This window comes from Lachnoclostridium sp. An138, assembly GCF_002160765.1.
Taxonomy (GTDB): Bacteria; Bacillota; Clostridia; order Lachnospirales; family Lachnospiraceae; genus Laedolimicola; species Laedolimicola faecalis.
Genome location: NZ_NFLF01000003.1, coordinates 1 through 23369 on the forward strand (window position 1 = coordinate 1; position 23369 = coordinate 23369).

Consider the following 23369-nt stretch of genomic DNA (forward strand, 5'->3'; position numbering starts at 1 on the left):
AATTTATGTAATAGAGCCTGTAAAGTGGCTCTGAATTACCGGAATATGTGGCTCTCATTCTCCGGAATGGTGGCTCTCAAAGTTCGGACAGGTGGCTCAAAGAGCCCCGGAATAATCAGGCAGGGCGAGGGCATGACGGCATCCCCCAGTCTGAGAGCTTGGCGAGGCTGATGAAAAGTATGTTATCGGAACAGCTGAGCTCCTGTCATCTCCTCAGAAAAGGTATGGAAACCAAAACAAAGAAATGCGTCAGGAATCCAAATGGATGGCAGGAAGTCCGACGCAGCCATAGTATCGAAGAAGTTTGTGAAAGCAGATGGAGAAAAGGGCTGTGCATTTTATAGCTTCAAGTGATAAGAAACTACGCAGACGAAAGAGAGCTGATGAACATGGTGAACGAGTTGCTTGGAATACAGTACAATATCGCAAAAGCAAACAGAACAGACAGAAAGGTTCAGAATCTTGCGTCATATATCAATGAGGACACTTTGAAAGCAATCCACAAAACGATGGATAGAATAGAGAGGAATGAAATATGTCACAAACATGGCAAACAGTATTACTAAGCCTTGCAACTAGCTTGATTGTGAGTTTTTTGACTTTTGTCCTTGGTTTGAAATCGGGGAAGAACCAGACGGATCGCGCAAAATTGCAGAATTTGTACAAAAATTTATATAGCCATTTTTCTGAACTTAAAGAGAGTCTGCAATATGATCGTCCTAAATCCTGGGAGAGTTATAAAAAAGTTGAGCGAGGTTTGTACTCCATAGAATATTATCCTCCTGTTAAGGAACTCAAAAGAACAGGGGATCTTCTTTTTATTAAGAAAAAAATTGCAGATAATGCCTTGAGTTTAGAATTACAGATTGTGAATTATTCATATGAGCTTATGAAACATATACCGGAAATTCATGCAGCGTTCATTTCGAATATGGGAGTATATAAAGAAGGATATATTTTCAAAAAATATCAAAAAAATGGTGATGAGAAAGCGCATTTTGAGACTGCTAATCCCAAAAGGTGCAATACATTCTGGCCGAAAAACTATTGTCTTTTATATAATCGTGAAGAAACGGAAAAATTGTTTCAGCAGATGCAGAAGCAGGATGATGCTTTAACCGCGATTGAATTTACTTGTGATGGAAATCCTGCAGACTATTCAGTCCGAATTTATCCGGAGGGAATTAAAATCGGATGGAGAGAATATGTGGATTATATCTTTTTATGGCTTGAAAAAAACGTGAATGGCTATACTGAGCTGTGCAGCCGTAAAAAGTCTCTGATTCTTCAAATTGATAAATTAAATAAAAAACTAGAGCGAAAAGCGAAAGAACCTGTGGGGTTTTGGGAGACGATCATAGGTGCTTTTGCGGACATGTTTCGGTAAGAAAACTTGCTTAACATATCACGGAATTTTCCGATAAAAGATTACATGGAGAGAAAGATTCAAATGGATAAGAGGAAAGGTAAGACTCAATATGATGAGTATTTCAGTGATGGAATAGTTGAATTGGGTAGAATAGGGAATGTCGTAACCCTGAAAAATAATATGTCAGAAGAACAGGCGGATATGCATAGAGAGAAGCTGACTGACGATTATGATGAGAAAAAAATGGAAATTGATAATTTGATTGCGGAAATCAGGAAAAATATCAGTTTGTGTAATCCTCTTCGCCTGTTACAGTTCGCTGCTGACAAAGGAATGTCAACGATTATTAACGTCGTTTCAGAATTTGAGATCGGGGATGAGATTAATATTTTACGGTCTGTTGAATTCATTCAGAGCATTTTGGTTTCACAAGAGAGCCAATATGCTTGTTCCGAAGATGAAGATCAGACTGAATTGATGGAAAAGATAATACGACAGATTGATGAATTATATACAAAAATCCAGGCCTTTTATACTTATTGGGGAGCTAAAGAACTTCAGAAAAATGATTTGTTGTCAAAAGAGGATATCAATTATATTGTTGAATGGCAGTTAATGAGTAATGTGCGGGGAAAAAGGTATCAGTTTCAGCAGCTTAACAATATAGAAGCTCTTATGAAACCTCATTCTGAAATAATGGAAGAAATCTATGGGACTTCTGCTTCTGAGTTCATTGAGGGATTGAGAAAGCTTGAATATTCTTTATCATCAGCAAAATTAGATGCTGCAAAAAGGCTTTATTTGCAGTTTGAAAAGTTTCAAAATGACGCAGAAGGAAAGAGCGATAGTGAAATAGAGGAGTTGTTGGAGAAAAGCAGGAAGGATATACACAGAACGGAAATGTTGAATAAATTATTTGGTGTGGATTTATATGATGTAAAGAAGGTAACAAACTGGGATGACAGGTTAATCAATAGTCTATCGTATGAGCTGGGAGAATGCAAAGAATTTATTGAAAATGGTGAATTTGCAGCATGGCCGAATATGGGCCTGCCTATTCAAAAAAAGCCGTTTATAAAAATTAATGGACATAGTTATTGCTTCGACTATTACAGTTTGTTTGATAATATTTACAGGGTTATACAAAAGGATATTAAAAGCCATGATAGTGAATATGTTACAGAATGGTCTAAACGGCAGCAATTTGCAAGTGAGACATTGGTGGAAAACATATTTAAAAATATATTACCAGGATGCAGAACTTTCGTAGGAAATTATTATCCTAAAAATCATTCATTAAAACAAATGGATGAAAATGATTTGTTGATTCTATATGAGGATGTTTTAATTATTGTTGAAGTGAAAGCAGGGGCATTTACGTATACGCCGGCAATAACAGATTTACCGGCTCATAAAAAATCATTTGACGCTCTGATAGGTAAGGCGGAATACCAATGTGAAAGAACATTGGCGTATATAAATGAAAATGAACAGGCGGTTTTTTACGATCATGACAAAAAAGAAAAAATAACTTTTGAAAAAAAGCAGTTTAATAAAGTATATACATTTTGTGTCACAGTCGATAATTTCAACACGTTTGAAGCAGGGATTGAAAAAATTAACTTTTTGAAGATTAACAGTGGCACTATTGCAATAAGCATAGATGATTTGGAAATCTATGAAAAGTATTTTGAATCACCACTGTATTTTATGCATTTTTTGGAGCAAAGGAAAGAAGCGACAAAAATAAAACAATTAACTCTGCGCGATGAACTTGATCATCTGGGCATGTATATAGCACATAATGTTTACAGTAAGTACGTAAATGAATTCAAAGGATGTACATTATTTACAGCAAGTGGATATCGTCAGGACTTAGATTACTATTTTGCATCTTTGCATTGTGAAGAAATAGAAGCAATTAAACCGATGCAGAAAATACCTGAAAGGATACAAGAGATCATTTCTTTTGTCGAGAAATCAGTTTTACCTAATAAGGTCAGTTTTACAAGCTTTTTGCTGAACTTTAGTACGGATGCCAAAGATGAATTTAGTGGGAAGATTGATTATGTCCTAAACAGACAGAGACAAACAAAATATATGGCGCCACTTATTGCCTTTGGAGAAGCAGCATATGGCTGTTTTATTAAGCAGCCGGGCGTTGCTGAGTTAAGTGAAGAAAAGCAGTTGGAGTATATGTATGCTAACATGCTTAAAGTAGGCAAGAAGAAATACTGGTACATTTTGCTTACGTTTGATGTTGCGGATGTTTTGATGGATGTAAGTTATAAAGAATTGTCTTTGGATAATATAGAAAAAGACGGATATGTTAGCAGCCAGTTAATGGAGAGGGCAGAAGAAATTTTTCAAAATCGTGTAAGAATGATATTGGAAAAAGAACACAGAAAAAAGATATATCCTAATGATATGTGCCCTTGTGGAAGTGGCCGAAAATATAAAAAATGCTGCGGCAAGTCTAAATAGGAGAGATATAATGACTCGGTAAAAGCTGTAAGGGTTTCGGAATAGGATAAATATGTTTTGCAAAAACTGTAAATGAAACGGCTAAAACGGAAAAGAGGTTTACCTTTTCAGCAAACTGTGCTATGATAATCGGGAAATAAAGGGTGTACTATGCCCTTTTGGAGAATTATCCCCAAAAGCTTCTGATGTAATGCGGCTTAATCTGCAAATATGGCGGGCAGAAAGCTGACAGTACTCAGAACATCCAGTCAAGAAACCTGACATTCAGAATCGTCGCATTGCCGCGTTCTGAAAAAGGGCGGTTATTTTGTTTCCTATTATGAATTCGGGCATGAGCGCGAAATGGCGAAGCATACCCTTTTGTAGATTGTGCATAGACACAGGGAGGAACAGGCATGTGGTATGTGATTCAGGTGCAGACAGGCAGAGAAGAACAAATCATGGAAGAGGCCAGAAGCTATCAGGTACAGGAGTATTTTGACGAGATCTTTGCGCCGCGTTATGAGAGAAAAAGAAAGTACCTGGGAGAGTGGCATATGGAGAGCAGCCTTCTTTTTCCGGGTTATCTTTTTGTCATAAGCGCCCATCCTGAAGAACTCTATAAAGCGCTGAAGAGGATTCCGCAGCTGACCAAACTTTTGGGAACAGGAGAAAAGTGGACGCCGATGTCAGAGGAAGATATAGAGAGCGTAGAATTACTTTCCGGCAGAGAACATCTGATGAAATTCTCAGAAGGGTATATGCAGGGAGACAAGGTGATCGTGACAAAAGGCTCTTTGAAGGGACTGGAAGGAAAAATAAACCGGATAGACCGGCACAAGAGACTGGCCTGGCTTACGGTGGAACTGTTTGGGAGAACGGTGGAACTGCAGGCGGGGCTGGAGATTATAAGGAAGGAATAAAGGAAGCGTTTAAGATGTTTAGTCAGAGAGAACAATTCAAACCGTTTGAATCAAGGATATGGCTGTCTTCGCCTACTATGCATGGGCCTGAGTTGGAATATGTAAAAGAAGCATATGAGACGAACTGGATGTCTACTGTAGGAGCGAATATTAATGAGGCAGAGCGTCTGGCCTGTGAGAAAATCGGCTGTAAATATGCAGTTGCATTGTCTGCTGGAACAGCGGCTCTTCATATGGCAGTAAAGCTGGCCGGAGTGAAGCCGGGAGATAGGGTGTTCTGCTCTGATATGACATTTGACGCGACGGTCAATCCAGTGGTCTATGAAGGCGGTATTCCGGTTTTTATTGATACAGAATATGATACCTGGAATATGGACCCGGCTGCGTTGGAAAAGGCTTTTGAGCTGTATCCGAATGTAAAGGTGGTTGTGACGGCACACCTGTATGGAACGCCGGGGAAAATAGATGAAATTCGTTCTATCTGCGCCAGACATGGAGCGCTTCTGATTGAAGACGCAGCAGAGTCGCTGGGAGCCACATACAAAGGGAGACAGACAGGTACTTTCGGTGACGTGAGTGCTATTTCTTTTAATGGAAATAAAATTATCACCGGTTCCTCCGGAGGGATGCTCCTGACAGATGATAAGGAGGAGGCAGAGAAGGTTCGTAAATGGTCTACACAGGCCAGAGAGAATGCTCCCTGGTATCAACATGAAGAACTGGGCTACAATTATCGGATGAGTAATGTGATTGCGGGAATTGTAAGAGGCCAGTTTGGATTTCTTGAAGAGCATATTGCTCAGAAAAAAGCTATTTATGAGCGGTACAGAGATGGACTGAAGGATTTGCCTGTAAAGATGAATCCTTTTGATGCGGAAAATTCCGAGCCTAATTTCTGGCTGAGTTGTCTTCTGATAGAAGAAGAAGCTATGTGCCGTCAGGTTCGGGGAGAATGCGATGTATTATACAAACCTGAGCCGGGAAAGAGCTGTCCGACAGAGATTTTGGAAACACTGGCACAGTATAATGCGGAGGGACGGCCTATCTGGAAGCCGATGCATATGCAGCCGATTTACCGAATGAATGGTTTTGTGACTCGGGAAGGCAGTGGGCGCGCGAAGACAAACGCTTATATTGCGGGTGGCGTAAAAGGGACAGATGGAAGACCGCTGGATGTGGGAATGAATATCTTCCAGAGAGGCCTGTGCCTGCCAAGTGATAATAAGATGACGGTAGAGCAGCAGGATACAGTAATTGAGATTATCAAAAGGTGTTTTGATTAGTAATGAAGAAAAAAGCCAACACAGAACAGCAGAATAAATTTGTAGAACCCAGATATGGACTTTATGCCAAATACGTAAAAAGATATTTGGATGTATTTGTGTCTTTGATAGGATTACTGGTGCTTTCTCCAGTTCTTCTTTTGCTCATTATATTTGGCACTATTGAGATGAAGGGAAATCCCTTTTTTACTCAAAAGCGTCCGGGAAAAGATGGAAAGATTTTTAACCTGATTAAGTTTCGAACTATGACGAATGAGAAGGATAAGGAGGGAAATCTTCTACCGGATGAACAGAGGCTGACAACTTATGGAAAATTTCTTAGAAGCACAAGTCTGGATGAGCTGCCAGAGCTGTGGAACATTCTAAAAGGCGACCTTTCTCTGATAGGTCCCAGACCTCTGCTTGTCAAATATTTGCCTCTTTATAATTCTTTCCAGCGGCACAGGCATGATGTACGCCCTGGATTAACAGGATATGCACAGGTACATGGTAGAAATCAGGTGTCTTGGGAAAAGAAATTTGAGATGGATGTGTGGTATGTACAGCATGTCACTTTTCTGGAAGATTTGAAAATTTTGTTTGAAACAGTCGCTGTTGTGTTAAAGAGGGAAGGGATTTCTTCAGAGACATCTATGACAATGGAAGAGTTTAAAGGGACGGCGGGCTAAAATATAGAGAAAGGGATAATATGGAACATTTAAAAGAATTATATATAGTTGGTGTAGGCGGTTTTGGACGGGAAGTAGCCTGGTTGGTGGAACGGATTAATGCCGTGAATCCTGTCTGGGATTTGAAAGGTTTTATAGATGATGATAAATCTATACAGGGAACATTAAAGGATGGATATTTGGTGGTTGGAGACAGCGAATATCTGCTGAATATTCCAAGAGAGGTCTGGGTAGTATGCGCGATTGGTGCGTCAAAAACCAGAAAAAGGGTAGTTGAAAAACTGAGCCAGGGATCAAATATAAAATTTGCTACGGTAATCGATCCAAGTGTAATTTGTTCCGAACGAGTTACTATAGGAAATGGAACAATTATCTGTGCAGGAACAATTATTACAGTAGATATCTCAATTGGTTCTCATGTGATTATTAATCTGGATTGTACTATTGGACATGATGACAGTATCTGTGATTATGTGACACTCTATCCAAGTGTAAATGTATCAGGTAATGTTAAGCTGGAAGAATGCGTGGAAATTGGAACAGGCACGCAGATTATTCAGGGTAAAAATGTGGGGAAAGAAAGTATCGTTGGAGCTGGAGCTGTGGTTGTTCGGGATGTTCCAGATAAATGCACAGCTGTAGGCTGTCCAGCGAAACCCATCAAATTTTTAGAATGACAGGAGGAGCCCGTGTTAGATATCAGAACAGTGACCATAATAGGTGCAAATGGGACGATGGGGCGGAATATAGCAGCTATTTTTGCTTCTTTTGGAAATACAACCATATATCTGGTGAGCAGAACATTGGAAAAATCCATTCAGGCGAAAGGGAGAGCGTATCAGTCAGTACGTGCGGAAAGTGTAAAAGACCGGATGGAGCCGCGGGATTATAGTCAGTTGGAAGAATGTGTGGAAAAATCAGATTTGATTTTTGAAGCATGTGCTGAAGACTGGGAAATTAAGCAGAATATTCATCAGATGATTTCAGTTGCACTGAAAAATATACCGAAAAAAGCAGCATTAAACAAAATTGTATGTTCCGGAACGTCGGGATTGTCTATTACGAACATTGCTCAGTTGTACAGTGAGGAAATCCGTCCACATGTAATAGGTATGCACTTTTTTAATCCACCATATCAGATGACATTGTGTGAACTGACGGCGACAAATGAAACGGACAGAGACTTGTTTTCTGAAGTTTTTGATTATACAAAAAATGTTTTGCACAGAACAACAGTTGAAGTAAAGGATTCTCCGGCTTTTCTGGGAAATCGAATCGGATTTCAATTTATTAATGAGGCAATGCAGCTTGCTGAAAAATATAAATACAATGGGGGCATTGATTATATTGACGCGATACTGGGGCCTTTCACTGGAAGAGCGATGGCACCGCTGGTAACGGCTAATTTTGTTGGACTGGATGTCCACAAGGCGATTGTGGATAATCTGTATGAAAATACAGAAGATTTTTCAAACCAATCCTTTGTCTTCCCTGAGTATGCGGAAAAACTTGTCCGGAAAGGCCATCTTGGCAGAAAAGCAGGTGCTGGTTTATATAAAACGGTTTTACATGACAGTGGTGTAAAAATTCATCAGGTATATGACATTGAGAATGGATATTACAGAGAAACTATGGACTATAAATTTCCGTTTGTAGAACAGATGATTTCTTTTTTACAAGATGGAGATTATAAAGATGCAGTTCATGTTTTGGAGAATAATTTTTCTGCAGAAGCAGAACTGTGCCTGCAGGAGTTGTTGAGATATATCCTCTATTCGCTGTATGCAGCAGAAACTGTGGGTTATCACATTCATGCGGCGGATGATGTAATGGCAGCAGGCTTTAACTGGTGTCCGCCGCTTGCTCTAATAGAGGCATTGGGCGGGAAAGAAACGGTAAAAGCTTTGTGCAGGGAGCGAATAGATACATTCTGGTTAAGTCAGGACAGGCAAGAACAGTTACTGAATAAGGCGGAGCCATCCAGATATGATTTTCGCAGATTTATAAGAGCAAAACGATAAATCAGGATAATTGGAGAGTATAAATGGAAGCAGTATATATACTTGGAGGCGCACAGACAGATTTTGAACGTAATTGGACAAAAGAAGGGAAAAATGTCATAGCCCTATTGAAAGAAGCAGTTCATGACGCCTTGGAGGATGTGGGATTCTCCCTTGAAGATATTAAAAAACTGAACCGAAAAAACCGGATTGCCTGCTGTGTAGGAAATTTTATTGGAGAAAATTACATTAATCAGGGACATCTGGGAGCATTATTGACAGAGGTAGATTCAGCTTTTTATGGAGTACCTTCTGCAAGATATGAAGCTGCCTGTGCATCTGGTTCCGTCGCTTTGGATGCAGGGATTACAAAAATCAAATCTGGTGATTATGATGTAGTCCTGGTAGTTTGCTGGGAATTGATGAAGACAGTAGATTCAAAAACATGCGGTGACATTCTGGGTAGAGCTGCTTACTATGAAAAGGAAGCAAAAGATATTTCTTTTCCTTTTCCTAAACTTTTTGGAAAGCTGGCAGATGAAACTATCAGAAAGTATAATTTAAACCAGGAACGCTATCTGGATAATCTGGCCCGAATATCTGTTATTAATTACAGCAACGCAAAAAGGAATCCGTTGGCGCAGACAAGGAAGTGGTTCATGGATTATGAGCAGGCGCGTCACAGAGGTACAGAGACGAACCCTGAAATAGGCGGTCTGCTTGGCGTATCTGATTGTTCACAGGTTACAGACGGAGCAGTAGTTGTAGTACTGGCGAATGAAACAATACTGAGACAAACAGGAAGAAAAGAAGCACCTGTCGTTAAAGGATACGGGCACAGGACCGCGCCGATGCTTTTTGAGAAAAAAATAGCGGATAATGAAAGCAGTGTTTATGTGTTACCCTGGACAAGACAGACAGTATTAGACGCATACAAAAGAAGCTCTCTTACAGTAAAAGATATAGATGTATTTGAAACCCATGACTGTTTTACTTCTTCTGAATATGCAGCAATTTCTGCATTTGGAATTACTGAACCAGGGAAAGAGTTTGAGGCAATCGAGGAAGGGATTATTGACTTTAATGGTGCAAAACCAATTAATCCAAGCGGAGGTTTGATTGGATGCGGTCATCCAGTGGGAGCAAGCGGAGCGAGAATGTTTCTGGATCTTTATAAACAAGTCAGTGGAACTGCTGGAAGGTATCAGGTGATAAAAGATGGAGAGATACCGAAAAATGCTATGATGCTGAATATTGGAGGAACTGCTACTACGAATTATGTATATGTAGTGGGCAGGTAGGTATATAAAGCGCAAAAAATGTGTAGAAGGCCTTGTTGAACAAGCGATAAAGGGAGAATTTGTTATGGATATAATTATTTTAGCAGATTTTTGTGGTAGTTTTGAAAAAAAGGACAATAGTCGTTTTTTATACTTGGCAGATTTACTATGTAAAGAGCATAAAGTAGAAATTGTTACAAGCGATTTTAATCATGGAATGAAAGAATATTTCAAAGTTACCCCTACAGATTTCCCTTATAAAATTACGATGCTACATGAAGGCAGATACAAAAAAAATGTAAGCTTGAGCAGATTCAAAGGACATTATATCTGGGGCAAACAAGTTGCTGAATATTTAAAAAAAAGAAAAAGACCAGATATTGTGTATTGTGCAGTACCAACATTAAAAGCCTCTTATGAGGCAGGTTTATATTGTAAAAAAAATAAAATTCGTTTTATTATTGATATTCAAGATTTATGGCCAGAGGCTTTTCAAATGGTATTTAATGTACCAGTGATGAGTAAACTACTGTTTGCACCTTTTAAATATCTTGCAGATTCGATTTATAGTAATGCAGATGAAATATTTGCAGTATCACAAACATATGTGAATCGTGCATTAAAAGTCAATAATAAATGTAGGAATGGATATAGTATCTTTTTAGGTACGGAATTGGAAATCTTTGATAAAAATGCCAAAGAAGTCCCTATAATAAAAAAACGTGAGGGAGAGTTGTGGCTGGCGTATTGTGGTACTTTAGGAAAATCTTATGATATAGAATGTGTAATTAAAGCGTTAGCATTATTAAAATCTAGAGGAATTGAGGTTCCACGATTTGTAGTTATGGGAGAAGGTTCAAAAGCTAGAGAGTTGCGGAAGCTTGCGAAACAAAATGAAGTAGATGTTTCTTTTACTGGTATGCTTCCGTATAACAAAATGTGTGCATTGCTTTGCCAATGTGACATGGTAGTAAATCCGATCTCATGCGGTGCAGCTCAAAGTATTATAAATAAACATGCAGATTATGCTGCAAGTGGACTTCCAGTACTTAATACGCAAGAAAATGTAGAATATCGCAAGTTAGTTAATGTCTATAAAATGGGAATTAATTGTAAAAATAATGATGAGTATGATTTAGCGGATAAAATTGAAATCCTTTTAAAGGATGAGCATATGCGAAAAGAAATGGGGAGTAATGCAAGAAAATGTGCAGAAGAAAAGTTTGACAGAAAGAAAACGTATAAAAAAATCATAAGAATTATAAATGAGGTATAATATGAAGATTTTGCATGTAAGTGTTGCGGGAATAGTGGATAAGTTCTATTATCCATTTTTATCGATGATTAAAGAAAGGGGAGAATTTGAACAGTCGATATATATTCCTTATAAAAAAGGTGAATATACAGTAAATGAGTTGAAAATTATAGATAAGTATAAAAAGCAAGGTATAAATCCAATACCATTACCGATAAAAAAAGATTGGGATAGAGTATTTTATAGAAAAAAAGTTCATAAATACACTCGAGAATTAATTGAGACAATAAATATAAAAGATTATCAGATTGTACATGCGCATTCTCTTTTTTCAGATGGTGGAGTAGCATATTTACTTCATAAAAAATATGCAATACCTTACATTGTAGCGGTGAGAGTAACTGATATAGTAATTTTCATAAAATATTTTCCACATTTGAGAGCTATAGGAAGAAAGATACTTAAGAATGCAGAAAAAATTGTTTTTATTAGTCCTAGCTTAAAAAAGGACGTAGTAAGATATTTATATAAAAACAGATATGTTAAATATATTGAAGAATATGGGGAAGTTATTCCGAATGGTATAGATAATTTTTGGTTAAATAACAAAGCGTCTTCTGGAAAAAGAATCCAAGAGCATAGTAAGTTAGGGATAATCCAAGTGAGTCGGCTGAAAAAACAAAAGAATATAGATAAAACGATAAAATCGGTATATATATTAAGAAAAAAAGGATTAGATATAACTTTGGATATTTTAGGGGAAGGAGAAGAGCGTGCAACATTGGAGGAATTAGTGGCAGATTTAAAACTTCAAAAATTTGTTAAGTTTTATGGATTTGTTTCAGATTTGCATTGTATTAAAGAGTATTATAATAAAAACGATATATTTGTTATGCCATCAACTGGAGAAACCTTTGGTTTGACTTATATTGAAGCAATGTCACAAGGTTTGCCAGTAATTGGAGTGAAGGACACGGGAGTTAGCGATTTTTTTGAACCAAACACAGTGGGATGTTTCATTGATAGACCAGAACCGGAACAAATTGCGGAGGCTATAGAGAAGATAGTTGATAATTATAATAGTATGTCTTCTAAATGTGTAAATTCTGTTGAAAGGTTTGATTGGAATAGAATAATTAATAGATATGAAAAAATATATAATGAAAGTATAAATGATATGGAGAAATAGAATATGATACAGATAATAACAAATGCATATAAGGATGAAGAGCATCCGTATGAAAATGGATTTATACATAGTCGTGTTTTGGAATATAAAAAAAATGGGATGGAAACAGAAGTTTTCGTGTTAAACCCAAAGAAGGCAAAGAGAGAGTATATTTTTGAGAATGTTAAGGTACAAGTTGGTGATAAAAATGATTTGGTAAATAAATTGATGGAGGAGCCTAACAATACAATATGTGTACATTTTCTTTCTGTTGAAATCATATCAGCATTGGAAAAAATAATGGATGCCAGAAATGTCGTGCTTTTTGTACATGGGGTTGAAGCATTAAAATGGAATGAGCGAATTTTTCCAGGTGTTTTCTCGAATTTGAAAAATATAACAGGTTTTTGTAAGTATATTATTTACAATACGTATATGCTACGTAAAATAAGGAAATTTATAATAAATTCAAATCATAACTTTACATTCGTTACCGTGTCTGAATGGATGAGAAAGAAGGCTGAAAAGAATTGGAAATGTAAAGGTAAATGCGAATGGAAAATAATTCCCAATATAGTGAATTCTAGTTTTTTTGAATTTAGGGAAAAATCGGAGGAGCAGGTTTATCAAATACTGTCAATTAGACCATTTAGTACAGGTAAATATGCAAATGATTTGTCAGTGCAGTGCATAGAGCAGCTAAAAAAACGAGAATATTTTGAAAAAATTAATTTTACAATTATTGGAAAAGGCGCCTTATATAATAAAATTTTAAAACCTTTAAAAGAATTAAAAAATGTTCAATTAGAGAATAGGTTTTTGAATAGAGCTGAGATACTTAGTTACCATCAAAAAAATGGATTGTTTTTATGCCCGACCCGACAGGATGCACAGGGGGTATCGATGTGTGAGGCTATGTCAAGTGGGTTAGTTCCTATCACATTATACAATACAGCTATACCAGAATTTCTTCCAGATGATAGAAGACTAATTTGTAAGACTGTTAAGGACATGACAGAGCTAGTAGATAGATTGCTTAATAATCCTCAAGAATTCGTGGAACTTTCAAAAAAATGCAGCGATTTTATACAAAAAAAATGTGGATTTGAGGCAACGGTAAAAAAAGAGATGGAATTATTTAAACAATTCGAGAATACTTTTGAATAGTAAACAACAGGAAATTTTGTATAGATTAATGCGTATGAGGAGTTTGAAGATTTATGAAATTGACGAAGTCGTTTCATTATGAACAGTTAAATAGAATAAATCTGTATTCGTCTATAGCGTTATGTATTATGATGATATGTATCGAATTGGGTAATAAGCACAGCATTTTGGGAGTTAGATTGTCATATTGGGGATGCTTATTGTTTATAGTAGCATTAATTATAGATGGTGTTTTGGGCAATTTACGATTTTTTTCTAAACAACAGCCAGTGCGTAATTTGCAAGTATTTCTTTTGGTCTGGCTTTCTTACGGAGTAATTCAGGCTGTAATAGAAATATTGCTGGGGAATGATTCATTGGATGGAATGATTTTATTATGCCTTAATGTGATTGTTGCTTTTTTTTTATTGGTAAATTGTAATAGTCAAAGGCGTATTATCCGATATATCGATACCGTTTCTATCATATTACTTATTTGTATTTTGATATCGATATGGGAAATTCGCACAGGCAACCATCTTGTAGAAATAGCAAATTATGAGAAATATCATATGCTTGTGTTTGCAACTTTTTATAATCAAAATGATTATTGTACTTTATTGTGCTTGGGGATTATTTTGCAGATACTTGGCGTAAAACTAACAAGTAATAAAATTAAAAAATGTTTCTATATTATTATTTCTGTTTTAGCTGGATATATGGCTTATCGTACGGAATCTAGGGCGAGCTATATCTGCTTAGTTCTTTTTTTTGCATTATGGATTATTTGTGCATGTGGCCAGAAATTATTAAAACAATATGCAGGAATCCTGTTATTAGTATTAGGAATAGGGTGCTTTGTTTTTCTTGGACTTGCTGGTAAAATAGGTTCATTAATTTATATGATTGATCCGGATAGATTTAAAATATACTCAGAACATATTGCATTAATAGGAAGTAATTTTATGTTTGGGTATGGACCTATGATGTTGGCAGAAATTACGGGTAATGCTCCACACAATTTGTACATTGAATTTTGGGGAGATTTTGGGTTGATTCTTTTCTCAGGGTTTGTCTATTTTACATTGTTTAAATTTGTTAAAGCAAAATCAGATTTAAGAGTTAACCTAAATCCTTTTTTTTTCGCATTTGCTCTAATGCTTCCAATTTTAGGATGTAGTTCGAGTAATATTCAAAGAATCCGAATTTTTTGGATCTCTATTTCGATATGCTATGCAACTGCTTTTTTTAAAGAAAAAAGATTGCATTAGAATGATTTGGATAAAAGGGAGGGTAAAATGAAAAAACAATCCGTTATTGGGAATAGTATAGCAATGTTTGTTGGAACTTGTTTTAATATATTGATCAGTGTTATTACTACACCAATAATTACTCGTTTAGTTGATCCCTCTGATTATGGACAGTGGTCACTATTTACAACGTATACAAACGTTGCAATGGCAGTTGTTATGCTAGGACTGGATCAATCGTTTGTAAGATTTTATTATAAGGATGAGAGAATTGAATACAAAAGATATTTAACTTACACTGTTGTTAAAATCCCTATTATTGTTGCTATGCTGGCAATATTTTTAAGCTTAGGATTTGTCAAGAAAATAGAATTGTTTGAAAGAAATAGTTGGGATATATATTTATTATTGTATGCCAATGTCATAGTTTCTATTGTCAATAGAATTGGACAATTAGTCCTTCGTATGGAACAGAAGGGAAAAGAGTATTCATTTCTAATTGTTTTTAATAAAATAGTTTATTTACTTATTTTATTTGCATTATTATTTGAAACGCATTTTCAAGATCTTTTAGTTTTAACAATAGCTACTGTAGGAGCTCAGACAATTATATCTCTTGCAAGTATATTGCTAGGAAAAAGTGAATGGAAAATATTTGCTCCCAAACCTTCTGGGATAGATGTTAAAACTAAAGATCTCATTAAATATGGACTTCCATTTATATATGCTACTCTTGCTGGAGACATATTTAATGCAGCAGATAGATGGGTGATTAAAGCCCTAAAGACTTATACAGATGTTGGGATTTATTCTGCAGCGGCTAACATTGTATCGATTTGTGCAATTGTGCAAACTACATTTAGTTTATTGTGGGCGCCTATAGCGATGGAGCAATATGAGAAAGATCCTGAAGATAAGAGATTTTATATACAAGCTAATGGTTGCATAACAGTTGCAATGTTTATGTTAGGAGCAGTAGTTATCTGTTTTAAGAATGTTATAGTGTTACTATTAGGTGAAAATTATCGTTTGGCAGTTACAGTTGTGCCATTTTTATTGTTTAATCCAATTATGACAACAATATCGGAAACAACAGTATACGGTATAAATTTTAAAAATAAAACATGGGCTCATATTATAATCACATCTATTTCAGCTTTGACAAATGTTGCTCTAAACATGTGGTTAATACCGTTATATTCATCAGAAGGGGCTGCTTTTGCCACGGCAATTTCATATGTGCTATTTTTTTGCCTTCGTACTGCATTATCAAGGAAATACTATTTTATAAAATTTCCTCTTTTTAGATTTTTTATAATAACAATCGTTTTTTTTGTTTATGCAGCTATAAACACCTTTACAACAGTTACACTTTTTGCTAATTGTATGTATTTGATTGGGTTTACAGCTATATTAGGATGTCTTTATAAAGACTATTTTTCGTTATTATTGAAAATTTTGAAACAAGAATTGATGCGATATTTTCATATAATACTTGGAAATAGAAGGTGATATAGCATAATAAAAGTATAGAGAGGAAAGCATAAAATGTATTTTACAATTTGTATACCTATGTATAATAGAGAAAACACCATAGGAAGAACTCTGAATAGTTTGGTAGAACAATCTTTTCAAGATTTTGAAGTTCTTGTAATTGATGATGGCTCTGTAGATAACGGGGCTGAAGTAGTAAAGACTTTTGAAGATAAATTAAATCTGGTATATTTCTATAAAAATAATGGAGGAAAACATACTGCGTTAAATAAAGGAATAGCACTTGCAAAAGGACTGTTTTTTATTATTTGTGATTCAGATGATTATTTTTTACCAAGAGCCTTAGAAAAAATGCATGAGTTATGTAAAGACATAGAAAAAGACGATACTGTTTCAGGTGTTATGTGTCGATGTGTAGATATTAATAATAATAGATTAATTGGAGAGCCTTTTCCTGAATCTCCATATATGTCTTCGTATATTGATTTTCATTTTTTTTCCGGACAAAAATTGAAATATCTTGACTGTTGTGAAGCCAATAAAACAGCTATTATAAAAAAATATAAATTTCCAGAACCTTTAAATACGAAATTTGTTCCGGAAGCATATATATTTGATCAGATAGGTATAAAATACAAATTATATTGTTACAATGAAATATTACTGGTGAAAGAGTATTTAGAGGACGGAATAACCAAGGATAGAACACATTTTGAAAAAAATGCGTTAGGTTATTTATATGATTATATCATGAATCTGGAAATAATTTTTCCTCAGATTAATGTAACTATTAAAACACGGATCATTATGTGGTGGAAATATTGGAATGCGTATAACATGTGTAGTTGCAATGATAAACCTCATGTAAAAAAAGTAACTTTGCTAGGGAGAATTGTAAAAGCATTCTGCCCATTTATTAATTTAGTAAAAAGTATATAAAATTTTAATGGAGGGTTAAATATGTCGCTTTACGAGAAAATAGTAAATGGAGAAGAAAGTATATCATTGGTTGGACTTGGATATGTGGGAATGCCTATTGCTGTTGCATTTGCTAAAAAGGTAAAAGTTATCGGTTTTGATTTAAATAAGGAAAAAATATCCATGTACAAATCAGGGATTGATCCTACAAATGAAGTAGGAAATGAAGTAATAAGAAGTACAAAAGTTCTTTTTACTGATAATGAAAAAGAACTTCAAAAAGCTAAATTTCATATTGTTGCGGTTCCTACTCCAGTAAACCAGGATCACACGCCAGACTTATCTCCGGTTGAAAATGCTTCTAAGTTATTGGGAAGCAACCTAACTCGGGGGTCTATTGTAGTCTATGAATCGACAGTCTATCCTGGCGTAACGGAAGATATATGTATTCCGATTCTTGAAAAAGAATCTGGATTGAAATGCGGTAAGGATTTCAAAGTGGGATATTCTCCTGAAAGGATTAATCCTGGAGATAGAGTTCATAGATTGGAAAATATAAGAAAAATTGTTTCTGGCATGGATGATGAAACTTTAATAGAGATTAAGAAGGTATATGACCTAGTAATAGAAGTTGGAACTTATCCCGTATCATCCATTAAGACAGCAGAGGCTATTAAAGTGGTGGAAAATAGTCAAAGAGATATTAATATAGCGTTTATGAATGAGCTTGCAATGGTATTTGATCGTATGGGAATAGACACAAACGAAGTAGTGGATGGTATGAATACAAAATGGAATGCATTAGGATTCAGGCCAGGTTTAGTAGGAGGACATTGCATAGGAGTAGATCCTTATTATTTTACTTATGAAGCCGAAAGATTAGGGTATCATAGTCAGATTATTTTAGCAGGAAGAAAAGTGAATGATGGTATGGGAGCTTTCGTAGCAGATGCTACTATAAAAGAGTTAATATTAGCAGGGAAGGCTCCTAAGAAATCTAAAATTGTCATTTTGGGTTTGACATTTAAAGAGAACTGCCCAGATATAAGGAATAGCAAAGTAGAAGATATCATTAAACGATTAAAAGAATATGGAATTGATCCGGTTATTGTGGACCCTTGGGCAGATGAAAAGGATGCGTTAAAAGAATATGATGTAACACTCACACCTCTTAATGAAGTTTCCGATTCGGATTGTATTATTTTAGCGGTTGCTCATGATGTTTTCAAGGAAATGAGTTGGGATAACATCAGAGGGTTGTATGATAAAAACATTCAAGCAAAAGAAAGAGTTTTAATTGATGTCAAAGGCATCAGAGATAAAAGGGAAGCATTACAATTAGGGTATAGATATTGGAGATTATAATTACAAATCGAGGGTGAAATATAATGAAAAAAGTTATGCTTGTTTGTTTCACTGGATAGCATCGGAAATGGTAGCCCATGGATGTAATAACAGAACTGTGCGGACATAAGTGGCTTATCTTCGGAGAGATAACGTTCCTCAAGATATTTTGCTCAGAGGAGTTCCTTATTCGGGAACAGCAGCAGGTCAATTAATGCATTGATCTGGTTTGGGTTAAGAGACTATGAGATTTCTCTGGTAGCTTTTAAAACTTTATTAACCTTTTTAGATAGCCGTAGCTAAGTGCAATGTTCATTCGACCGAGATTCAGATTGGAAAGTCTGATAATTTCTCGATATATGATCTTAATAACTGACCTCCTTAAAATGTATTTATGTCAATCGACGCAAAAATATATTTTAAAGAAACTGCGGTTTCTATGGATCCGGAATATAGGTTCCCTTTATACTGAATCGCTGGTTTCCGATATGAAGGGAAGCACTTGAAATACCCAAGGAAGATTTATTTAGTGAAAGAGAGTTAGATATATGATTAAAGGAAAACAAAAATGGGATTATTCGATATCATTTGTAAGAATGACGGCAATGATTTTTATAGTTACTTGTCATTTTTTTCAATATTATCAAAATGAGTTGGCTTTTTGGTTTAATGTTGGAGTACAAATGTTTTTCTTTATTTCTGGACTACTACATGCCAATAGAGAAGAAACAAATTGGTTTGAAGGAATTAAAAAATCGTTTTTAAAATTATTAGTTCCGTATTATATTTTAGTTACAATAGCATGTATTTTTTGGTTCGGTTTTACATCAGATGCAAATTTTATAGATTTAGTAAATATTTTTACCTTGCATAGTTATGGGAAATTTATAGGACTTCACCATTTGTGGTTTGTTGCATATATTTTATTGGCTTATATTATGACTCCGTTAGTGAATAAGATTCTAAAATGCTTAGAAAAATCTAAAACACATATGATTTTGGGAATAATTGTAGTATTAATAGGGGGGGGGGTACTCTTCTTTGAACGATTTGCGACATATTACAATTCTGCTTGGATGATTTGTTATTTTTTGGGATTATGGATGGGGAAATTACAAAAAAGCAGCGATTTTTCTTTGTTACTTAATTGTGTCAAAATAATAGTTTGTGTATGTGCGATTATTTTTAATTTTTTTCAGATTTTATGTGACTATTTTATAGAATTGAATTTATCACCTATAATGCAAACTATATATAATAAATTTTGTGATTATGCACATGTGTTGTTAGGGATATCCTTGGTGTTTCTATTGCGTTATATTTATCAAAAAATAAATTGCTTTTCACTTGAACATTATATTTTGGAAAAATCTGATAAATATTCGTATTATATATATTTAACACATCAGATTTTTATATTAGGGAATTTTTCAATTTGTTCAGTTATAGATTCTCCTATAATAGCAATAACGCTCGCATGTGGATTTATTCTATTATCAGCTCTTATATTATATTTTTTAGCGAATGAAGTATTTAGGGTAGTATACAAACATGAGGGAAATAAAGTATGAAAAGAATAATGTTAGTATTTGGTACACGACCTGAAGCAATTAAAATGTGTCCCTTGGTTAATGAGTTAAAGAATCATTCGGGGATTGAAACAATTGTATGTGTTACTGGTCAGCATCGGCAAATGCTGGCTCAAGTTTTAGAAGCGTTTTCTGTTGTTCCTGATTATGATCTATCAATTATGAAAGAAAAGCAGACGCTTTTTGACATTACGACAAATATTTTAAATGGTATTAAAAAAATACTTGAGAAAGTTAAACCGGATATAGTTTTAGTCCATGGAGATACTTCTACAACATTTGTAACTGCATTGGCATGCTTCTATTTACAGATCCCAGTGGGACATATAGAAGCAGGATTGCGGACTTATAATATATATTCTCCTTATCCGGAAGAATTTAACCGGCAGGCAGTCGGAATTATTGCGAAATACAATTTTGCGCCCACCAATATATCTCGTGAGAATTTGCTTCGTGAAGGCAAAGATCCTAAGAGCATTTATGTTACCGGGAACACGGCGATTGATGCTTTAAAAACTACAGTTCGTTCAGATTATTCTCATCAGGAACTAGAATGGGCTAAAGATAGTAGATTGATTATGATTACAGCTCATAGGCGAGAAAATTTGGGAAACCCTATGCATCATATGTTTCGGGCAATACGTCGAATTATGGATGAACACCAAGATATCAAAGCGATTTACCCTATTCATATGAATCCGATTGTTAGACAGGCAGCAAAAGAAGAATTGGGAGACTGTGACAGAATTCATATCATTGAACCACTTGATGTTTTGGATTTCCATAATTTCTTGGCACGAAGTTTTTTAATACTAACTGATAGTGGAGGAATACAAGAAGAGGCACCCAGCCTTGGGAAACCGGTTTTGGTAATGCGTGATACAACTGAACGACCTGAGGGAATTGCAGCAGGTACTTTAAAATTAGTTGGAACAGATGAAGAAATGATATATAAAAATTTTAAAGAACTATTGGAAAATTCCGAATCCTATCATGCGATGGCACATGCAAGCAATCCCTATGGTGATGGTCATGCTTGTGAGCGAATTGCTAATATTTTAGAATCTGAATAAAATATGATAAGAAATGAAGATTAATGTGGGAATCAAACCGAGATCCGCGCAGATTATTGTAGAATTCATTTAAAAGACAACGGGAAGCTGAAGCTTCTGATTATTGTGGGAACCCGGCCGGAGATTATCCGTCTAAGCGCGGTGATTAAAATGTCGATAGTGTCAATAGTTTTTCACAAAATCAAAACCTAGCCGTTTAGCAGCCGGTAGTCAGCCGGCTATGATATCAGACAGCAGATCCTCTTCTGATTTGAAAAGATGATCCATATTCATATAGCGTCTGGCTCCCCAACTGGTTGCTGCTACATGACGCAGTCTGGCACATACGAGCATCAAGGCACTCTGCCCGTCAGGAAAAGCACCGATCGCTTTTGTACGGCGTTTAATCTCACGGTTGAGGCGCTCAATAGCGTTATTGGTCCGGATCCGGGTCCAATGCTGCGTAGGAAAATCCATATAGGTCAAGGTTTCTTCGATTCCGTCCTCTACCTTCTTGGCAGCTTTAGCAAGCTTCATGGCCCGGAGTTTCTCCGCTACCTGGATTGCTTTTTCACGGACGGCTTCCTTGCTTTCCTGCGCATGGATCGCCTTGAGCATAAGCGCTACCGTTTTCATCTTGTTACGGGGGGTAACAGAAAATATATTTCTGTAAAAATGAACCGTACAGCGCTGATATCTGGCATCCGGAAAGACTTCCGGAATGGTTTCAAGCATACCGAGATTCTTATCGCCGATGATCAAACGTACACCAGTAAGCCCGCGTTCTTTCAACCATACGAAGAAAGAACGCCAGCTTTCACGATCCTCTTTCATCCCTTCCGCAGCGCCAAGGATTTCCCGGCAGCCATCTTGACTAACGCCAATGGCAACGAGAACAGAAACGTTCTGGATCTCGCCGCCCCAACTACGTTTCAGGTAAACACCATCTACGTAAACATAGGGATAGTCCCCGGAAAGCGGACGGGTACGCCAGGTTTCAATATGCTCATAAGCCTTTTTATTCAGGTTGCTGATGGTTCCAGGGGATACTTTCGTTCCCCATAAGGCTTCGGTGATATCCTCCACGCGTCGGACAGAAACACCAGCCAGATACATCTCAATAAGAGCTTCTTCCACGGAAGATTCTCTGCGACGGTATCTTTCGATAATGGCAGTCTCGAAAGGAACCCCTTTCAGTTTAGGAACCTTCAGTTCGACCTCCCCTGCGGTAGTGTGGAGATTTCGCTTATAATGGCCGGAACGATATCCCTGGCGGTTAGAGGAGCGTTCATACTTTTCAGCGTTGACTAATTCGTCGGCTTCCTTATCGAGCAGGGCGTTTAATGTTTCTTCGACACTGTTACGGACAAGATCCTTTAAATCATGCTTTATTAAGTCTTCATTTAGCTGTATAATCTTATCAGACATGGTTCTATAGCCTCCTTTGATAAATTTGGTTGTGGTGACTTAATTTTACCAAACGGCTATAGACCATGTCTATTTTTATGAAATTGATTTTGCGAAATTAATTATACGTTATCTCCAGCTCTTATTGTGATCAACGGCAGTACGTCAGTTGTCCAGCACGAGAATCTTAGCAACGCCGCCAAAGTACTCGTACAGATGGACATGAGCAGTGATCCATGAATGCTTCTATGTATGGGTACTGGCGTAGGTCATGACTCCTACGAAAATGTGAGCATCCAGGATTTCTCCGGCATCCAGATCAATGATGTGTGCCGGATCTCCAGCCCAATCTACTTCGACCTGTTCTGCAGGCATCCGCTTTGATGTGGAAGGTTTTGCTTTCGACTCAGGAAATAACAGCTTGCCCAAGACTGGATCTGTCAGTTTAGGGTCCAGCGGCCATGAAAGATTCCGCTCTCTTGCTGCCTTCAGCACCTTGTTGACAGTTGTTTTGGATGCATTGCAGCTGAGGGTAATGTTAGTTTGATTGAGACCTAATCCGGATAGCCGGACAATCTCACGATATTTGGTCATAAACGATGACCTCCTTTATAATGTATTTACGCTTCAAAGCGCATGGATACATTATAAAGGAAAGCAGTATCATTTGACCGGAATGCCAGTATCCGATGCTCGGAATTGCGGTATCCATCAAGGCGGATTCGCAGTACTGTACTTCCGGAATGGTGGTTCAGAATCG

The 23369-nt window shown here is 36.4% G+C and carries 19 protein-coding genes; 17 read left to right on the forward strand and 2 right to left on the reverse strand.

Annotated elements, in window-relative coordinates; translation table 11 throughout:
- Nucleotides 1-535 precede the first annotated feature (535 nt).
- The 17 genes from B5E82_RS03160 (at nt 536) to wecB (ending at nt 21223) form a co-directional block, all read left to right on the forward strand.
- Entirely contained in the window at nt 536-1387 is an 852-nt protein-coding gene (locus B5E82_RS03160) for a hypothetical protein (protein ID WP_087305946.1), read from the forward strand.
- A gap of 63 nt (nt 1388-1450) precedes the next feature.
- Nucleotides 1451-3853 (forward strand): YecA family protein, encoded by a 2403-nt coding sequence (locus B5E82_RS18405; RefSeq protein WP_162610690.1) that lies wholly within the window; start codon nt 1451-1453, stop codon nt 3851-3853.
- 395 nt (nt 3854-4248) lie between these two features.
- Nucleotides 4249-4755, forward strand: a complete 507-nt coding sequence (loaP, locus tag B5E82_RS03170; protein WP_087305948.1) for an antiterminator LoaP — start codon at nt 4249-4251, stop codon at nt 4753-4755.
- A 14-nt stretch (nt 4756-4769) separates the two neighbouring features.
- Nucleotides 4770-6038, forward strand: coding sequence for a DegT/DnrJ/EryC1/StrS family aminotransferase (locus tag B5E82_RS03175; RefSeq protein WP_087305949.1), 1269 nt, complete (start codon nt 4770-4772; stop codon nt 6036-6038).
- A gap of 2 nt (nt 6039-6040) precedes the next feature.
- Nucleotides 6041-6706, forward strand: coding sequence for a sugar transferase (locus B5E82_RS03180; RefSeq protein WP_087305950.1), 666 nt, complete (start codon nt 6041-6043; stop codon nt 6704-6706).
- Between the two features lie 20 nt (nt 6707-6726).
- Complete coding sequence (locus B5E82_RS03185) at nt 6727-7383, forward strand: acetyltransferase (protein ID WP_087305951.1); 657 nt, start codon at nt 6727-6729, stop codon at nt 7381-7383.
- 12 nt (nt 7384-7395) lie between these two features.
- Nucleotides 7396-8727 (forward strand): 3-hydroxyacyl-CoA dehydrogenase family protein, encoded by a 1332-nt coding sequence (locus B5E82_RS03190; RefSeq protein ID WP_087305952.1) that lies wholly within the window; start codon nt 7396-7398, stop codon nt 8725-8727.
- A 23-nt stretch (nt 8728-8750) separates the two neighbouring features.
- Complete coding sequence (locus B5E82_RS03195; protein ID WP_087305953.1) at nt 8751-10007, forward strand: acetyl-CoA acetyltransferase; 1257 nt, start codon at nt 8751-8753, stop codon at nt 10005-10007.
- Nucleotides 10008-10071: 64 nt separating this feature from the next.
- Complete coding sequence (locus tag B5E82_RS03200) at nt 10072-11262, forward strand: glycosyltransferase family 4 protein (protein ID WP_087305954.1); 1191 nt, start codon at nt 10072-10074, stop codon at nt 11260-11262.
- 1 nt (nt 11263) lies between these two features.
- A complete protein-coding gene (locus B5E82_RS03205; protein ID WP_162610691.1) occupies nt 11264-12430 on the forward strand; it encodes a glycosyltransferase in 1167 nt (388 codons plus the stop codon).
- 3 nt (nt 12431-12433) lie between these two features.
- Nucleotides 12434-13576 carry a glycosyltransferase gene (locus tag B5E82_RS03210; protein WP_087305956.1) on the forward strand — a complete coding sequence of 381 codons (1143 nt, stop codon included), beginning with the start codon at nt 12434-12436 and terminating at the stop codon, nt 13574-13576.
- A 53-nt stretch (nt 13577-13629) separates the two neighbouring features.
- Nucleotides 13630-14826, forward strand: coding sequence for an O-antigen ligase family protein (locus tag B5E82_RS03215; RefSeq protein ID WP_087305957.1), 1197 nt, complete (start codon nt 13630-13632; stop codon nt 14824-14826).
- A 27-nt stretch (nt 14827-14853) separates the two neighbouring features.
- The gene (locus B5E82_RS03220; RefSeq protein ID WP_087305958.1) at nt 14854-16317 is read left to right on the forward strand and encodes an oligosaccharide flippase family protein; all 1464 of its coding nucleotides are present in this window, start codon (nt 14854-14856) and stop codon (nt 16315-16317) included.
- A 36-nt stretch (nt 16318-16353) separates the two neighbouring features.
- The gene (locus tag B5E82_RS03225) at nt 16354-17238 is read left to right on the forward strand and encodes a glycosyltransferase family 2 protein (protein WP_087305959.1); all 885 of its coding nucleotides are present in this window, start codon (nt 16354-16356) and stop codon (nt 17236-17238) included.
- 21 nt (nt 17239-17259) lie between these two features.
- Entirely contained in the window at nt 17260-18582 is a 1323-nt protein-coding gene (locus B5E82_RS03230; protein WP_087305960.1) for a nucleotide sugar dehydrogenase, read from the forward strand.
- A gap of 527 nt (nt 18583-19109) precedes the next feature.
- Nucleotides 19110-20132 carry an acyltransferase family protein gene (locus tag B5E82_RS03235; RefSeq protein WP_087305961.1) on the forward strand — a complete coding sequence of 341 codons (1023 nt, stop codon included), beginning with the start codon at nt 19110-19112 and terminating at the stop codon, nt 20130-20132.
- Nucleotides 20129-21223 carry a non-hydrolyzing UDP-N-acetylglucosamine 2-epimerase gene (gene wecB, locus B5E82_RS03240; protein WP_087305962.1) on the forward strand — a complete coding sequence of 365 codons (1095 nt, stop codon included), beginning with the start codon at nt 20129-20131 and terminating at the stop codon, nt 21221-21223. Before B5E82_RS03235 ends, wecB begins: the two co-directional genes overlap by 4 nt.
- Nucleotides 21224-21433: 210 nt before the next feature.
- Here wecB and B5E82_RS03245 read toward each other — a convergent pair whose 3' ends face one another.
- Both B5E82_RS03245 and B5E82_RS03250 read right to left on the reverse strand, forming a co-directional pair.
- A complete protein-coding gene (locus tag B5E82_RS03245) occupies nt 21434-22630 on the reverse strand; it encodes an IS256 family transposase (RefSeq protein WP_087305963.1) in 1197 nt (398 codons plus the stop codon).
- A gap of 225 nt (nt 22631-22855) precedes the next feature.
- Nucleotides 22856-23203, reverse strand: coding sequence for a hypothetical protein (locus B5E82_RS03250; protein ID WP_330398238.1), 348 nt, complete (start codon nt 23201-23203; stop codon nt 22856-22858).
- Nucleotides 23204-23369: the final 166 nt, after the last annotated feature.

What these genes read in the sequence shown, in the direction of transcription:
- B5E82_RS03160 (WP_087305946.1), top strand. Translation starts at nt 536, where the DNA reads ATGTCACAAACATGGCAAACAGTATTACTAAGCCTTGCAACTAGCTTG.
- B5E82_RS18405 (WP_162610690.1), top strand. Translation starts at nt 1,451, where the DNA reads ATGGATAAGAGGAAAGGTAAGACTCAATATGATGAGTATTTCAGTGAT.
- loaP (WP_087305948.1), top strand. Translation starts at nt 4,249, where the DNA reads ATGTGGTATGTGATTCAGGTGCAGACAGGCAGAGAAGAACAAATCATG.
- B5E82_RS03175 (WP_087305949.1), top strand. Translation starts at nt 4,770, where the DNA reads ATGTTTAGTCAGAGAGAACAATTCAAACCGTTTGAATCAAGGATATGG.
- B5E82_RS03180 (WP_087305950.1), top strand. Translation starts at nt 6,041, where the DNA reads ATGAAGAAAAAAGCCAACACAGAACAGCAGAATAAATTTGTAGAACCC.
- B5E82_RS03185 (WP_087305951.1), top strand. Translation starts at nt 6,727, where the DNA reads ATGGAACATTTAAAAGAATTATATATAGTTGGTGTAGGCGGTTTTGGA.
- B5E82_RS03195 (WP_087305953.1), top strand. Translation starts at nt 8,751, where the DNA reads ATGGAAGCAGTATATATACTTGGAGGCGCACAGACAGATTTTGAACGT.
- B5E82_RS03200 (WP_087305954.1), top strand. Translation starts at nt 10,072, where the DNA reads ATGGATATAATTATTTTAGCAGATTTTTGTGGTAGTTTTGAAAAAAAG.
- B5E82_RS03205 (WP_162610691.1), top strand. Translation starts at nt 11,264, where the DNA reads ATGAAGATTTTGCATGTAAGTGTTGCGGGAATAGTGGATAAGTTCTAT.
- B5E82_RS03210 (WP_087305956.1), top strand. Translation starts at nt 12,434, where the DNA reads ATGATACAGATAATAACAAATGCATATAAGGATGAAGAGCATCCGTAT.
- B5E82_RS03215 (WP_087305957.1), top strand. Translation starts at nt 13,630, where the DNA reads ATGAAATTGACGAAGTCGTTTCATTATGAACAGTTAAATAGAATAAAT.
- B5E82_RS03220 (WP_087305958.1), top strand. Translation starts at nt 14,854, where the DNA reads ATGAAAAAACAATCCGTTATTGGGAATAGTATAGCAATGTTTGTTGGA.
- B5E82_RS03225 (WP_087305959.1), top strand. Translation starts at nt 16,354, where the DNA reads ATGTATTTTACAATTTGTATACCTATGTATAATAGAGAAAACACCATA.
- B5E82_RS03230 (WP_087305960.1), top strand. Translation starts at nt 17,260, where the DNA reads ATGTCGCTTTACGAGAAAATAGTAAATGGAGAAGAAAGTATATCATTG.
- B5E82_RS03235 (WP_087305961.1), top strand. Translation starts at nt 19,110, where the DNA reads ATGATTAAAGGAAAACAAAAATGGGATTATTCGATATCATTTGTAAGA.
- wecB (WP_087305962.1), top strand. Translation starts at nt 20,129, where the DNA reads ATGAAAAGAATAATGTTAGTATTTGGTACACGACCTGAAGCAATTAAA.
- B5E82_RS03245 (WP_087305963.1), bottom strand. Translation starts at nt 22,630, where the DNA reads ATGTCTGATAAGATTATACAGCTAAATGAAGACTTAATAAAGCATGAT.
- B5E82_RS03250 (WP_330398238.1), bottom strand. Translation starts at nt 23,203, where the DNA reads ATGACCAAATATCGTGAGATTGTCCGGCTATCCGGATTAGGTCTCAAT.